This is a genomic window from Deinococcus sp. Marseille-Q6407, assembly GCF_946848805.1.
In the GTDB taxonomy this organism is placed as follows: domain Bacteria; phylum Deinococcota; class Deinococci; order Deinococcales; family Deinococcaceae; genus Deinococcus.
This window is the reverse complement of sequence record NZ_CAMPFU010000003.1, coordinates 367160-379727: the sequence shown is the minus strand read 5'-3', so window position 1 is coordinate 379727 and position 12568 is coordinate 367160. Positions and strand designations below refer to the sequence as shown.

12 protein-coding genes are annotated in these 12568 nt (G+C 66.9%); 10 read left to right on the top strand and 2 right to left on the bottom strand.

Features of this window, described 5'->3' with window-relative positions:
* Window positions 1–50: 50 nt before the first annotated feature.
* The 9 genes from OCI36_RS08995 to murJ all read left to right on the top strand — a co-directional run bounded on the left by OCI36_RS08995 (window position 51) and on the right by murJ (window position 7600).
* Complete coding sequence (locus OCI36_RS08995) at window positions 51–959, top strand: MFS transporter (protein WP_261664739.1); 909 nt, start codon at window positions 51–53, stop codon at window positions 957–959.
* Window positions 899–1345 (top strand): MFS transporter, encoded by a 447-nt coding sequence (locus OCI36_RS08990; protein WP_261664738.1) that lies wholly within the window; start codon window positions 899–901, stop codon window positions 1343–1345. The genes OCI36_RS08995 and OCI36_RS08990 overlap by 61 nt, the downstream gene beginning before the upstream one ends.
* Before the next feature lie 89 nt (window positions 1346–1434).
* Complete coding sequence (mqnE, locus tag OCI36_RS08985; RefSeq protein WP_261664737.1) at window positions 1435–2577, top strand: aminofutalosine synthase MqnE; 1143 nt, start codon at window positions 1435–1437, stop codon at window positions 2575–2577.
* A 45-nt stretch (window positions 2578–2622) separates the two neighbouring features.
* Entirely contained in the window at window positions 2623–2856 is a 234-nt protein-coding gene (locus tag OCI36_RS08980) for a hypothetical protein (RefSeq protein WP_261664736.1), read from the top strand.
* Window positions 2856–3011, top strand: a complete 156-nt coding sequence (locus OCI36_RS08975) for a hypothetical protein (protein ID WP_261664735.1) — start codon at window positions 2856–2858, stop codon at window positions 3009–3011. The genes OCI36_RS08980 and OCI36_RS08975 overlap by 1 nt, the downstream gene beginning before the upstream one ends.
* A 15-nt stretch (window positions 3012–3026) precedes the next feature.
* Window positions 3027–3305, top strand: a complete 279-nt coding sequence (locus tag OCI36_RS08970) for a hypothetical protein (RefSeq protein WP_261664734.1) — start codon at window positions 3027–3029, stop codon at window positions 3303–3305.
* Window positions 3306–3437: 132 nt separating this feature from the next.
* Window positions 3438–4319, top strand: a complete 882-nt coding sequence (locus OCI36_RS08965; protein WP_261664733.1) for a menaquinone biosynthetic enzyme MqnA/MqnD family protein — start codon at window positions 3438–3440, stop codon at window positions 4317–4319.
* Between the two features lie 54 nt (window positions 4320–4373).
* Entirely contained in the window at window positions 4374–5732 is a 1359-nt protein-coding gene (locus tag OCI36_RS08960) for a NupC/NupG family nucleoside CNT transporter (RefSeq protein ID WP_261664732.1), read from the top strand.
* 176 nt (window positions 5733–5908) lie between these two features.
* The gene (gene murJ / locus OCI36_RS08955) at window positions 5909–7600 is read left to right on the top strand and encodes a murein biosynthesis integral membrane protein MurJ (RefSeq protein WP_261664731.1); all 1692 of its coding nucleotides are present in this window, start codon (window positions 5909–5911) and stop codon (window positions 7598–7600) included.
* Between the two features lie 73 nt (window positions 7601–7673).
* Here murJ and OCI36_RS08950 read toward each other — a convergent pair whose 3' ends face one another.
* Window positions 7674–8699: a potassium channel family protein gene (locus OCI36_RS08950; protein WP_261664730.1), complete on the bottom strand. Its 1026-nt coding sequence runs from the start codon at window positions 8697–8699 to the stop codon at window positions 7674–7676.
* Between the two features lie 103 nt (window positions 8700–8802).
* A complete protein-coding gene (locus OCI36_RS08945) occupies window positions 8803–9399 on the bottom strand; it encodes a YdcF family protein (RefSeq protein WP_261664729.1) in 597 nt (198 codons plus the stop codon).
* 179 nt (window positions 9400–9578) lie between these two features.
* Between OCI36_RS08945 and topA the strand changes: the two genes are divergently transcribed.
* Window positions 9579–12497: a type I DNA topoisomerase gene (gene topA / locus OCI36_RS08940; RefSeq protein WP_261664728.1), complete on the top strand. Its 2919-nt coding sequence runs from the start codon at window positions 9579–9581 to the stop codon at window positions 12495–12497.
* Window positions 12498–12568 lie beyond the last annotated feature (71 nt).

The window sequence follows — 12568 nt, the reverse complement described above, 5'->3', positions numbered from 1 at the left end:
CGCCACTTGGCGGATTCTTTGCCGGCGCCCAGCGCATAAGCTGAGAAGCCATGACTGCGCCTGCTCCTCCTTCCCCCCCTGCCGCTGCTGCCCGCCGCCCGGCGGCCCTGATTTTTATTCTGATCGTGGCCCTGATTGACGTGATCGGCATCGGCCTGATCATTCCGGTGCTGCCGGGACTGGTCAAATCGCTGGCCGGTTCGGATGCGGCCGGCGCCCGGATGATCGGGGTATTGACCGCCGCCTACGCGGTGATGCAGTTTCTGATGGCCCCGGTGCTGGGCCGGCTGAGTGACCGTTTCGGGCGCCGGCCGGTGCTGCTGGCCGCCACCGCCGGCATGGCCGTGGATTATCTGGTGCTGTACTTTGCGCCCACGGTGTGGTGGTTGCTGGCCGGCCGACTGATTGCCGGAGCCACCGGCGCCAGCATGACCGTGATCAACGCCTATATCGCCGACGTTTCGCCGCAGGAGCAGCGGGCCGCCAATTTCGGCAAGGTGGGCGCCATGTTCGGGCTGGGCTTTATTCTGGGCCCGGCGCTGGGCGGGCTGCTGGGCGAATACGGTCCCCGCACGCCTTTTCTCTTTGCCGCCGGCATCTCGGCTCTCAGCTGGCTCTACGGGTTTTTTATCCTGCCCGAGTCGCTGCCGCCCGAAAAGCGCAGCCGGGACTGGCAGTGGGCTGACCTCAACCCGCTGCGGCCGCTGGCGGCCCTGACCGTCTACCCGGCGGTGCGGAACCTCACCGGCGTATTTATTCTGGTGGGCCTCGCCATGCAGGTGATTTTCAGCACCTGGGTGCTGTACACCGAAACCGTGCTGGGCTGGACACCGGGGCAAAACGGCGTGGCACTGGCCCACTGGCCGTTTCGGGGCTGCTGGGCGCGGCGGTGCAGGGCGTGCTGGTGGGCCGCTTTATTGCCGCTTGGGGTGAACGCCGCACCATTCTCTGGGGGCTGATCTTCGCGCTGGGCGAGTTCGTATTGCTTAGCGTGGCGACCACCTCGCCGGTGCTGTGGCTCTCGCTGATCATCGGGTCTTTCGGCGGGCTGGCGCAGCCGGCCATTCAGGGCTATATCTCGCGGCAGGTGGCCGACACCGAGCAGGGCCGGGTGCAGGGCGCCATCGCCAGCCTGAACAGCCTGGTGGGGATCGCCGGTCCGCTGCTGGCAACCAGCGTGTTCGCGGCTTTCACGGCGCCCAGCGCCCCGCTGCATTTTCCCGGCGCAGCTTTTGCGATGGGAGCGGTGTTCATGGTGCTGGGGCTGCTGCTGTGCGGGCCCTGGAAAAGAACGACGCCCTGGGCTTGGGGCCCCGGAACCGCTGATACGGGGCCACTACACTAACCGGGCGCGGCAATGCTGGCCCGGGGGCAGGCCGGTGAGGGCGAAGCGCTTCTCTTTTTCCCCGGCGGCGCAGGCGTACACTGCCCCTTATGGACTGGCTCCGTGATCCCAATCTGGCCCCCATCGCCGCCAAGGTGGAAGCGGGCGAACGTCTCAGTTTCGAAGAAGGCATGTACCTGTATCAGACCCGCGACCTGAACGGGCTGATGCGGCTGGCTGACCTGCAAAAGCAGCGGCTGCACGGCGACAAGGTGTACTTCGTGCATTCGATGCGGCTGGAATTCACCAACATCTGTTATGTGGGCTGCACTTTCTGCGCTTTTGCCGCGCACAAGGGTGAAGCCCGCGCCTGGGACTACTCGCCCGAGGAAGTGGTGCAGGAGGTGGGCCGCCGTTATATGCCCGGGATCACCGAGCTGCATATGAGCAGCGGGCACCACCCCAACCGCCCCTGGGAGTATTACCCGGCGATGGTGCGCGGCCTGCGGGAAGCCTACCCGGAATTACAGGTCAAGGCCTTTACGGCCGCCGAGATCAAGCACCTCTCGCGCATCTCCAAAAAGCCCACCCTGGAAGTGCTGCGCGAGCTGCAGGACGCTGGCCTGAGCGCCATGCCGGGCGGCGGCGCCGAGATTTTCGCCGAGCGGGTGCGCCGTCAGGTCGCCAAGAACAAGGTGAAGTCGGACGAGTGGCTCAAGATTCACTCCGAGGCGCACAGCCTGGGCATGCGCACCAACGCCACCATGCTGTACGGCCATATCGAAACCCTGGAAGAGCGGCTGGACCACATGCACCGCCTGCGCGAGCTGCAGGACGACAGCCTGGAGCGCTTTGGGGGCGGCTTCCACGCGTTTATTCCGCTGGCCTTCCAGCCGCTGGGCAACACCCTGGCGCAGAACCTGGGCAAGACCGAATACACCACCGGCCTGGACGACCTGCGCAATCTCGCGGTGGCCCGCATCTACCTGGACAACTTCCCCCACATCAAGGGCTACTGGGTGATGATCGGCTCAGAGCTGACCCAGGTGTCGCTGGACTGGGGCGTGTCGGACATTGACGGCACCATCCAGGAAGAACACATCGCCCACGCCGCCGGGGCTACCTCCCCGATGCGGCTGAGCGAGGAAGGCCTGATCCGGATGATTCAGCGGGCCGGCCGCCTGCCGGTGCTGCGAGACGCCTACTACAACGAGCTGGAATCCTTCCCGGTCCACACCGAAGCTGCCGACTGAGCCGTGCCTGGGCAGAGTGAGAACGGTAGCGCAGAGGAGGTGGAAATGAAAGTGCAGCGTTCACCGCAGCTGTGGCGCCGGGGGCTGGCTGCGCTGGGCCTGCTCCTGTTGCTGGCGCCTGCCTGGCTGCCGCAGGTGATGCTGGCCTGGCTGGCGCTGAACCATCCGCAGGAGGCTTCGTATTCCGTTGTGATGCACTTCGGCTCGCTGGGGCCGCTGACGCTGCTGGGGCTGGGCTGCCTGACCTCCGCCCTTTTCGCGAGCAGAAATCAGCGCTGATGTCCCGCCCGTTGGCCCTCTGGCTGCTGGGCGCCCTGCTGACCCTGCCCGCTGCCTGGCTGCTGTTCGGAAATGTCTGGTTTGTCGGAGCGCGCCTGCTGCGGCCTCTCTTGGCGGTGCTGGCGCCAGCGCTGATGCTGGTGGGCAGCGGCTGAGCGCTGTGGCAGAGCGTGGCCGCGTGGCGCGGTGGGCGGGGGCTAGGTTACGTCGTCAACTGGGCCGGGCTGGCCTGGCTGTCTTTGCCGTTCGTGCTGCTTGATTCTTTCCTGTGGCTGGCCGGTTCTGGCGATTTCGGCTTCAGCGTGTCGGGCGAGGGCTGGACCTTCTATTCCCCCAGCACTCTTGCCGGCAAGTGGCTCGCCGCTGCCGAACTGCTCACGCTCTGGCTGGGGCCAGGGCTGGCGCTGCTGTGGTGGGGGCGTCGGCTGCGCGCTGGGCTGGAGGCATGACGCAGACACTCCAGCCTGGACGGGTGGCCTAAGCTTGCTGCCGGACGTGGTGGTACCGACGGGTGCGCCGGCGCGTTTTATGGTGGCTACATTGGCTCAGGTACGCCGCTGAAGGTGCATAGTGGGGAAGTTATGCCTTCTGCCTCTGGCCCTCAGTCTCCTGATTCTGCCCGCCTTTACCGCGCCGGCTGGATTCATTTCACCAACGTGGCGCCAATCCTCGACCCACTTGTTTTGCCGCCCACCGTCTCGGCGATCACCGGCGTGCCCACCCAGATGAATGCGGCGCTGCTGGAAGGCCGGGTGGATATTGCCAACATCAGCGTGGCCGAGTTTATCCGCCACGCCGACCAGCTCTCGGCCCTGCCGGATTTCAGCGTGAGCGTGCTGGGGCAGGTGTACTCGGTGAACCTGTTTCACACCGCGCCGCTGCCGCAGCTGCGCCGGATTGCCCTGACCGCCCAGAGTGCCACCAGCGTGGCCCTGCTGGAAGTGCTGCTGCGCGAGTGGGGCCTGACACCGGAACTGACCCGCGCCGAGGGCACTGCCCAGGAGTTGCTGAGCCAGGGTTACGACGGGGTGCTGCGTATCGGTGACAGCGCCCTGCGCGAGTGGTACGAGGTGGTGGGCCCGCTGGGCGAGGACACCAGCATGACCCGGTTGCCGCACCAGGGCGGCGGCATTCACGTCACCGATCTGTCGGAGGAGTGGTACCGCCTGACCGGGCAGCCGTTCGTCTTTGCCGTGTGGGCTTACCGCAAGGACACCCCACCCCCGCCTGAACTGCTGCAGGCGATGCGGGAAGCTCGCCGCCAGGGCCTGGGTGAACTGGGCCTGATCTCGCAGCGCCATGCCCAGCAGCTGGCGCTGCCCCGGCGGGTGGTGCAGCACTACCTCTGGAACTTCCGTTACCACCTGGAAGAACCGGACCGCCGTGGCCTGGCCCGCTTTGCCGAGCTGCTGGCGCCGGATCATCCCCCGCTGGAATGGGGACCGGGCGCCGGCAGCAGATGATAATTGTGTGCTGAATATTTAACCCAGTTCAAGTTTCCCGTAAGCTTGGGTGACATGAACGACATTCTCTGGGGTATAGGGGGCATCGTGGGCCTCCTGGCTATCGGCTGGCTGCTGTCGGCCAACCGCCGTGCCATCAACTGGCGCACCGTGCTGGGCGCACTCGCTATTCAGTTTCTGCTGGCCTTTATGGTGCTGTTCTGGGCACCCGGCAAGCAGGCGCTGCAGTGGATTTCCGACGGCGTGCAGAAGATCATCGGCAATGCCTACGAAGGCATCAACTTCCTGTTCGGCAACCTGACCAACGGCGCCGCCTCCGACAGCGTGGGCTTTATTTTCGCTTTCAACGTGCTGCCGATCATTATCTTCTTCAGCTCCCTGATCGCGGTGCTGTATTACCTGGGCATCATGCAGTGGGTTATCCGGCTGCTGGGCGGCGCCCTGAGCCGGCTGCTGGGCACCAGCGAGGGTGAGAGCCTCTCGGCCACCGCCAACATCTTCGTGGGCCAGACCGAAGCGCCGCTGGTGGTCAAGCCTTACCTGGCCGGCATGACCCGCTCGGAGCTGTTCGCGGTGATGGTGGGCGGCCTCGCCAGCGTGGCGGGCAGTACCTTGGCCGGATACGCCGGCCTGGGCGTGCGCCTGGATTACCTGATCGCCGCGTCTTTCATGGCGGCCCCCGCCGGGCTGCTGATGGCCAAATTGCTGTTCCCTGAAACCGAAAAGACCCAGGACTACAGCGGCCACACCGCCGTCGCCGCCGTGACCCCAGAAGGCGCCGTGACCGTGGAGCAGCCGCCTGCCGGCACCGGCCGCGAGGTGGAAGGCATGGGCGCCGACGCCACCCCCAACGACCGCAACGTAGCTCAGGACGGCGACACCAACGTGATCGACGCTGCCGCCCGTGGCGCCTCGGAAGGGCTGTCGCTGGCGCTGAACGTGGGCGCCATGCTGCTGGCCTTTATCGGCCTGATCGCGCTGCTGAACCTGATTCTGGGCGGCATCGGCGGGCTGTTCGGGTATCAGGGCCTGACCATTCAGCTGATTCTGGGCTGGCTGTTCTCGCCCTTCGCCCTCTTGATCGGGGTGCCCTGGTCCGAAGCGGTGCAGGCCGGCAGCTTCCTGGGCCAGAAGCTGGTCACCAACGAGTTCGTGGCCTTTGTGGACTTTGCCAAGGCCCTCAAGGAAGGCGGCATCTCGCCCAAGATGGAAGCCATCGTGACCTTCGCGCTGTGCGGCTTTGCCAACCTCAGCTCGCTGGGCATCCTGCTGGGCGGCCTGGGCGGCATGGCCCCCTCCCGCCGGCCCGACATCGCGCAGCTGGGCCTGCGGGCCATTGCGGCCGGCGTGCTGGCCAACATGATGAGCGGCACCATCGCCGGCATGCTGGTGGCACTGACTGGCGCCCAGTAATCAGCTGAACCTATCAGCTCCGGGACATTCCGGCGCCGCTTCCTGCTGAGGAGGCGGCGCCGGTTTCTAGTTTTGGAGCAGAGGAACCCTTATAGCCCTGACGGGCCGCATCCAAGAGGTGTCTCCGGGCGGGCCCCGGAACCCTGCCCGCCGCCGGGTGCGGTACAGTTGCACACGTGAGCGCCCCAAAGCCCCATGCGCCAGATTCTGCCGGCCCTGACCGGCCGGTTTCCGAAACCGGACAGCCCGACGCCCGCGAAGCCATCACCCCCGAGCCTTCCAGAGGCACCCAGCCGCCCCGCCGGGGACGCCGCGGGCGGGCGCAGAAGGCGGCGGGAGGCGCCAGCGATAGCGGCGGCCCCAAATCGGTGCGGCAGAACACCCTGATCGTGATGGCCGGCACGCTGGGCTCGCGGCTTTCGGGCGTGCTGCGCCAGCAGATCATCAACCTGTTCGACAACACCACCATGGACGCTTTTACCATGGCGGTCAAGGTGCCCAACCTGCTGCGCGAGCTGCTGGCCGAGGGCGCACTGGTCAACTCGTTTATTCCGGTGTACAAGTCGCTCAGCACCGTGGAGCGCCGCCGGCTGGCCCAGGCCTTCAGCGGCGTAATGATCGCCGTGAACCTGCTGCTGACCGCCCTGGGCGTGCTGGGCGCGCCCTGGGTGGTGGACCTGCTGCTGGCCAAGAACTCCAATGTGGACCCGGTGCTGACCCTGTACATGACCCGGCTGGTGATGCCGTTCCTGATGCTGATCAGCCTTTCCAGCGTGGCGATGGGCCTGCTGAACGCCGACGAACACTTCAAGGAAAGCAGTTTTGCGCCGGTGGCTTTTAATATTGCTAGCATTATCGCGCTGGTGCTGTTGCCGCAGCAGGCCACCTGGCTGGCGGTGGGTTGGCTGATCGGCGGATTGGCACAGCTGGTGGTGCAGCTGCCGGCCCTCAACCGCTTCGGGCTGCTGCCGCGCCCGGCCCTGGTGGGACACCCGGCGCTGGGGCGGGTGCTGCGGCAGATGGCGCCCTTTACCCTGACCGCCGGCACCCGGCAGATTCTGAACATCTATGTCTCGCGCCTGCTCAGCAACGCGCAGCTGTTCCCGGCCGGCACCCAGGCTGGCTACACCAACGCCGAGGCCCTGTTCACCATGGCGAACGGGCTGTTCGTGGTGTCGCCGGCGCTGGCGCTGTTTCCGCGTTTCTCGCAGCTGGCGGCCGAGGAGAACTGGACTTCCTTCCGGGCGCTGACCCTGCAGGCGATGCGCTCCACCACCTTTATGGCGGCCCCGGTCAGCGCGCTGCTGGTGGCGCTGGCCCCCTACGCCGCCAGCATCTTCAACCTGACCGGCGCAGTACCTGAAACCCGGCTGGCGGCCACCTCTGGCATTCTGGCCGGCTGGGCGCTGGCGCTGGTGCCCTGGGCGCTGGTCACCATTTTGCTGCGCACCTTTTACGCCCGCGAGCGCACCCGCGACGCGGTGGTGGTCAGCGCCACCGGCTTTGTGCTGGAAGTGGTGCTGTACAACGCCTTGGTGCCCTTGATCGGGTTCTGGGGGTTCGGAGTCAGCACTGCCGTCAGCGGGGTGCTGATGACGGCCGCGCTGCTGTACCTCTACCGTCGCGCCGTGCCGCTGCCACTGGATTCGCTGATGAGCCACCTGAGCCGGGTGCTGCCGCTGGCGGTGCTGGCCGGCGCCCTGGCCTGGATCATTGCCCGCTTTCTGCCGGTGCCGGGGCCACTGCTGCCCAGCTTGGTGACGCTGGCGGTGGCCGGTGGCCTGGGTCTGGTCGCTTACTTGGCCGGCGCCCTGTTGTTGCGGCTGCCCGAAGTGGACGGCGTGCTGCGGCGCTTCCGGCGCGGCTGAATCCAGGGAGCAGCCAGCGGGGAGCTGCAGCGGTGTGCCCGGCTCCCCGCTGGCTGGCCGCTGGTCGCTGCAGCTAGGCAGCCGTGTGGCGCTTGGGCCTGGGATGGACCACCTCGCTCAGGTCGTAGCCGGCCCGCTCGGCCATGTCGTACAGGCCGCGCCGGAAGGTGCTTTCGCGTGCCAGCACTTCCTCAAACTCCTGGTCACTGATCACGTCCAGACCGGCCTCGCGCAAAGGCTCCAGGCTCAGCGGTGGGAGCGGCTGGGTGCCGCGCGGCTGCACCAGATGGTAAGACCAGTTCAGGCCGCTCAGCGTCTCGTAAAGTGCCGGCAGATTGCCAGGTGGGGGCGGGTCTTTCACGGCCTGTAGCAGCAACAGGGCGTCGCCCAACGCCGGCAGGGCGTAGTTGAGGTCCAGCTCGGTGTGGCTGTCGTGCAGGCGGTGCAGGTACATGGCGGTGTGATGTTTGGTTTCCAGCTGAATCAGCGCCGGTTCCAGCTCGTTGAGCAGGCCGCCGGCCCCGTCGGGATGCTGCCGCAGCGCCCGCAGCACCAGCGCATGTGGCCCCGGCCCCCAGCGGTACACCCGCAGCGCCAGCGCCCGGCGGTGACTGTGCAGGTCGGCCAGCGGCGCTAAAAAGGTGATGGTAAATGTCAGGATAAAAAAACCGTTGAGCGATTCCAGCGTGCTGAACAGCCGCGCCGCCGGAGTCTGGGCCAGCAGGTCTCCGTAGCCCAGGGTGGTCAGGGTATAGCCGGTGTAGTAGGCCACGTCGGCCAGACCGGGCGCCCGGCCACTGTCGGCCCACAGCAGCCAGTCCGGCTGGGACCAGAAAATCAGGGTCCAGCCCACCCAGGTCAGCAGGCACCACATCAGGTAACTGACCAGCACCAGCGCCGAGCCGGACCAGTCCAGCACCCGCCGGTCTCCGCTGAGGCGGTAGAGCAGCCGCAGCGGCGCATACGCAGCCCGGTGGGTCCAGGCGGTCAGCCGGCCCTCGCCGCCCTGCAGGCTGGTGGTCAGCACATCGTCCAGCACGAACCCGATCAGCAGCACACCCGGCAGCCACAGCCAAGGCTGCACCGCTTGCAGGGTCACAGGCGGGCTCCGGGGCAGTGGGCGGGGGCAAGCGGCATGGATTTAGTGTGCCGGACAGATGCGCTGCTGTCCGCTGGCTCATCCTTTATGGTTGCTTCCCGGTTCAGCCGGGTGGCCGCTGGCTCAGGCGCTGGTTTTCCTCGCGCAGGCCCTCGTAATCCAGCAGCAGGTAGGCGGCCCAGGCCAGGCGCTCGCGCAGGCGGTAACGCAGGCTGGCGCTGGGCCACAGTGGGCTGGGGTTGGCATTGGCGGTAAAGCCCATGTCGCGGGCCATCGCCAGGGCGCGCGGCGCATGAACATAGTCGGTCACCACCGTGATGGCGGCGTGCGGCGGCAGCAGCCGGGCCGCGTAGTTGAGGTTCTGGGCAGTGGTGCGGCTGCGTTCTTCGGCCCGGAGCGCCCGGGCCGGCACCCCCTTATGTTTCAGGTAGCTGACGCCCACGCCGCCTTCGGTGTAGGGGTCGCCCTCCTGGCGGCCGCCGGTCACCACAATGGTGTGAATACCGCCGGCCCGGTAGAGCTCCAGCGCGTGGTCCAGCCTCACCTGAAAGGCTGGGCTGGGTCGCCCCGCGTACTGCGCCGCGCCCAGCACCACCAGCGTGGGGTGGGGCCGCTCCTCGGGCACCCGCAGCGGCCAGAGAAAAAAAGCGGCCACTGCCAGGGCCAGCAGGGCGAGTCCACGGAGAAAGCGGCCGAACATGGCGCCCAGCATAGGCCAAAATCTCCGCGCTGGCGGCTGCTTCTGTGCTCTAGGGCCCAGAAGGTGCGCCGGCGGCATGTGTCACCGGAGGGGCGTGATAGCCTCCTAGCCAGATCAGCCTGCCTGGAGCACATCTCACAGCAAGTCGCCGCCAAGGGGGCAAGGGAGAACCAATTTTCATGTCAAACACACTGGTCATCGTGGAATCGCCTGCCAAAGCCAAAACCATCGCCAAATACCTCGGCAAGGGCTACGCGGTGGAATCCAGCATCGGGCATATCCGTGACCTGCCGCGCAGCGCCGCCGATATCCCCGAAGCCTACAAAAAAGAAGCCTGGGCGCGGCTGGGCCTGAACGTGGACGACGATTTCCGGCCGCTGTACGTGGTGTCGCCCGAGAAGAAAAAGCACGTGGCGCACCTGCGGCGGCTGGCTGCCCAGGCCGACGAGATCATCCTGGCGACCGACGATGACCGCGAGGGCGAGAGCATCGCCTGGCACCTTTATCAGGAGCTGAAGCCCAAGGTGCCGGTGCGCCGGATGGTCTTTCACGAGATCACCAAGGACGCCATCCAGAAAGCGATTGACCATCCCCGCGAGATCGACACCAACCTGGTAGAAGCCCAGGAGACCCGCCGCGCCCTGGACCGGCTGTACGGCTACGAGGTCAGCCCGGTGCTGTGGAAGAAGGTGGCGCCTAAACTGAGCGCCGGCCGGGTGCAGTCGGTGGCGACCCGGATGCTGGTCGAGCGCGAGCGCGAGCGGATGCTGTTCGTGAGCGGAGAGTGGTGGGACTTGCTGGTCACCGCCGAAAAAGGTGGGCAGCCTTTCCCGGCGCGGCTGGTGGAGGTGGCCGGCGAGCGCCTGGCCGGCGGCAAGGACTTTGACCCGGCGACCGGCAGGCTGAAAAAAGGCTCGGAGGCCCGGCTGCTCACCGAGGCCGAAGCGGGCGCCCTGGCGGCCGGCCTGCGCGGCGGCACGCTGACGGTGGTCAGCGCCGAGGAAAAACCGTTTAGCCAGCGCCCGCCGGCGCCCTTTATCACGTCTACCCTGCAGCAAGAGGGCGGGCGCAAGCTGGGCATGTCGGCCACGCGCACCATGCGGGCCGCCCAGAAGCTGTACGAGGGCGGCTACATCACCTACATGCGTACCGATTCCACCACGCTGAGTGGTGAGGCGATCAGTGCGGCCCGCAAGCAGGCCACCCAGATGTACGGCGCCGACCATGTGGCCGACAAACCACGGGTGTACGCCAAGAAAAGCAAAAACGCCCAGGAAGCCCACGAGGCGATTCGCCCGGCGGGCAGCTCCTTCCGTACCCCCGAACAGCTGCGCCGCGAGCTGGACGGCGACGAGTGGCGGCTGTACGATCTGATCTGGAAGCGCACTGTGGCCTCGCAGATGGCCGACGCCCGTGGCCTGAGCCTGCGGGTGCGGCTGAGCGGCAAGTCGGACGGTCAGGACGTGTTGCTGGCCGCTTCGGGGCGCACCATCAGCTTTGCGGGTTTCCTGCGGGCCTACGTGGAGGGGCACGACGACCCCGCCGCCGCGCTGGGCGACCGTGAAACCCACCTGCCGCCGCTGCATGAGGGCGACCGCGCCGGGGTGCAGGACGCGAAGCCCGAGGAGCACCAGACCCAGCCGCCGGCCCGCTTTACCGAGGCTAGCCTGGTGCAGGCGCTGGAAGCGGCGGGCATCGGCCGGCCCAGCACCTATGCCAGCATCATCGGCACCATTCAGGACCGTGGATACGCCCAGAAAAAGGGCCAGGCGCTGATTCCCAGCTGGACCGCGTTTGCCACCTCGGCGCTGCTGGAACACCACTTCGGGCAGCTGGTGGACTATGACTTCACCGCCCGGATGGAAGAGGACCTCGACGAGATCGCCGGCGGCCGCGAGCACCGGGTGCCTTACCTGCAACGCTTTTATCTGGGCAAGGGGGGCGGGGAGGAAACGGCGGAAGCGCCGGCCTTTGGCCTGCGGCCCTTGATCGAAACCAAAATGGGCGAAATTGACGCGCGCGGCATCGCCACCATCGATGTGCCCCGGCTGCGCGGCAGTGGCATCGAGCTGCGGGTGGGGCGCTACGGCCCCTATATGCAGCGCGGCGAGACCAAGGCCAATCTGCCCGAGGACCTGGTGCCCGACGAGCTGACCCTGGAAAAAGCAGAAGAACTGCTGGCCCAGCCCAGCGGCGACAACGAACTGGGCACCGACCCGGAGAGCGGACAACTGGTGTTCGCCCGCGCCGGGCGCTACGGCCCTTACGTGACTCTGGGCGGCGAGGACGGCAAGCCGCTCAAGACGGCCAGCCTGTTCCCTTCCGATTCGCTGGCCACCATGACGCTGGAGCGGGCGCTGGAACTGCTGAGCCTGCCCCGGCTGGTGGGGGTGAGCGACGGCGAGGAAGTCTGGGCGCACAACGGCCGCTACGGGCCTTACCTCAAGCGGGGGAGTGAGTCGCGCAGCCTGACCAGTCACGACCAGCTGTTTGACGTGACGCTGGCGCAGGCCGAGGAGTTGTTCCGGCAGCCTAAATACGGCGGTCGCGGCCAGGCGGCGGCTCCGCTGGCGGTGTACCAGAACGAGGGCCATCCCGACATTCAGCTGAAAAAAGGCCGCTATGGCCCCTACCTCACCGACGGCGAGAAGAACGCCACTCTGCGCCAGGGCGAAAGCGCCGAGACGCTCAGCGCCGAGCAGGCTCTGGCGATCATGCAGGAGCGCGGCAAGGAACCCAAGAGCAAGGCGGGTGCGGCCCGGAAAGGTGGGTCCAAAGCGGCGCCCAAGAAGACCGCCGCCAAGAAACCGGCTGCCAAGAAGCCAGCGGCCAAGAAAACGTCAGCCAAGAAAGCAGCCGCTAAAAAGCCCGTCGCTGCCCCGGCCAAAAAGGCCCCCATCACCTGGGACCGCCTCAAGCCCTACCTGAGTGTGCTGTCGCCCCAGGAACGCGCCTTGGTCACCGCCACCCGCGAGGGCGGCCGCAAGGTGGAGGATGTGGCCCCCGAGCTGGGCCTAGACGTCAAGCAGGCCAAGGGCATGAACCTGCAGGCCAGCAAGAAGCTGAACCAGGCCGCCCGCGCCGACGGCATCGTCTAGGGCGGAAAGGTTGCGGGGCATGGCGCTCAATATCCAGGCGTTGGTGCTGCCTATCAGCGAAGCGGAGCTGG

What these genes read in the sequence shown, in the direction of transcription:
- OCI36_RS08960 (WP_261664732.1), top strand. Translation starts at nt 4,374, where the DNA reads ATGAACGACATTCTCTGGGGTATAGGGGGCATCGTGGGCCTCCTGGCT.
- topA (WP_261664728.1), top strand. Translation starts at nt 9,579, where the DNA reads ATGTCAAACACACTGGTCATCGTGGAATCGCCTGCCAAAGCCAAAACC.
- mqnE (WP_261664737.1), top strand. Translation starts at nt 1,435, where the DNA reads ATGGACTGGCTCCGTGATCCCAATCTGGCCCCCATCGCCGCCAAGGTG.
- OCI36_RS08995 (WP_261664739.1), top strand. Translation starts at nt 51, where the DNA reads ATGACTGCGCCTGCTCCTCCTTCCCCCCCTGCCGCTGCTGCCCGCCGC.
- OCI36_RS08945 (WP_261664729.1), bottom strand. Translation starts at nt 9,399, where the DNA reads ATGTTCGGCCGCTTTCTCCGTGGACTCGCCCTGCTGGCCCTGGCAGTG.
- OCI36_RS08980 (WP_261664736.1), top strand. Translation starts at nt 2,623, where the DNA reads ATGAAAGTGCAGCGTTCACCGCAGCTGTGGCGCCGGGGGCTGGCTGCG.
- OCI36_RS08965 (WP_261664733.1), top strand. Translation starts at nt 3,438, where the DNA reads ATGCCTTCTGCCTCTGGCCCTCAGTCTCCTGATTCTGCCCGCCTTTAC.
- OCI36_RS08975 (WP_261664735.1), top strand. Translation starts at nt 2,856, where the DNA reads ATGTCCCGCCCGTTGGCCCTCTGGCTGCTGGGCGCCCTGCTGACCCTG.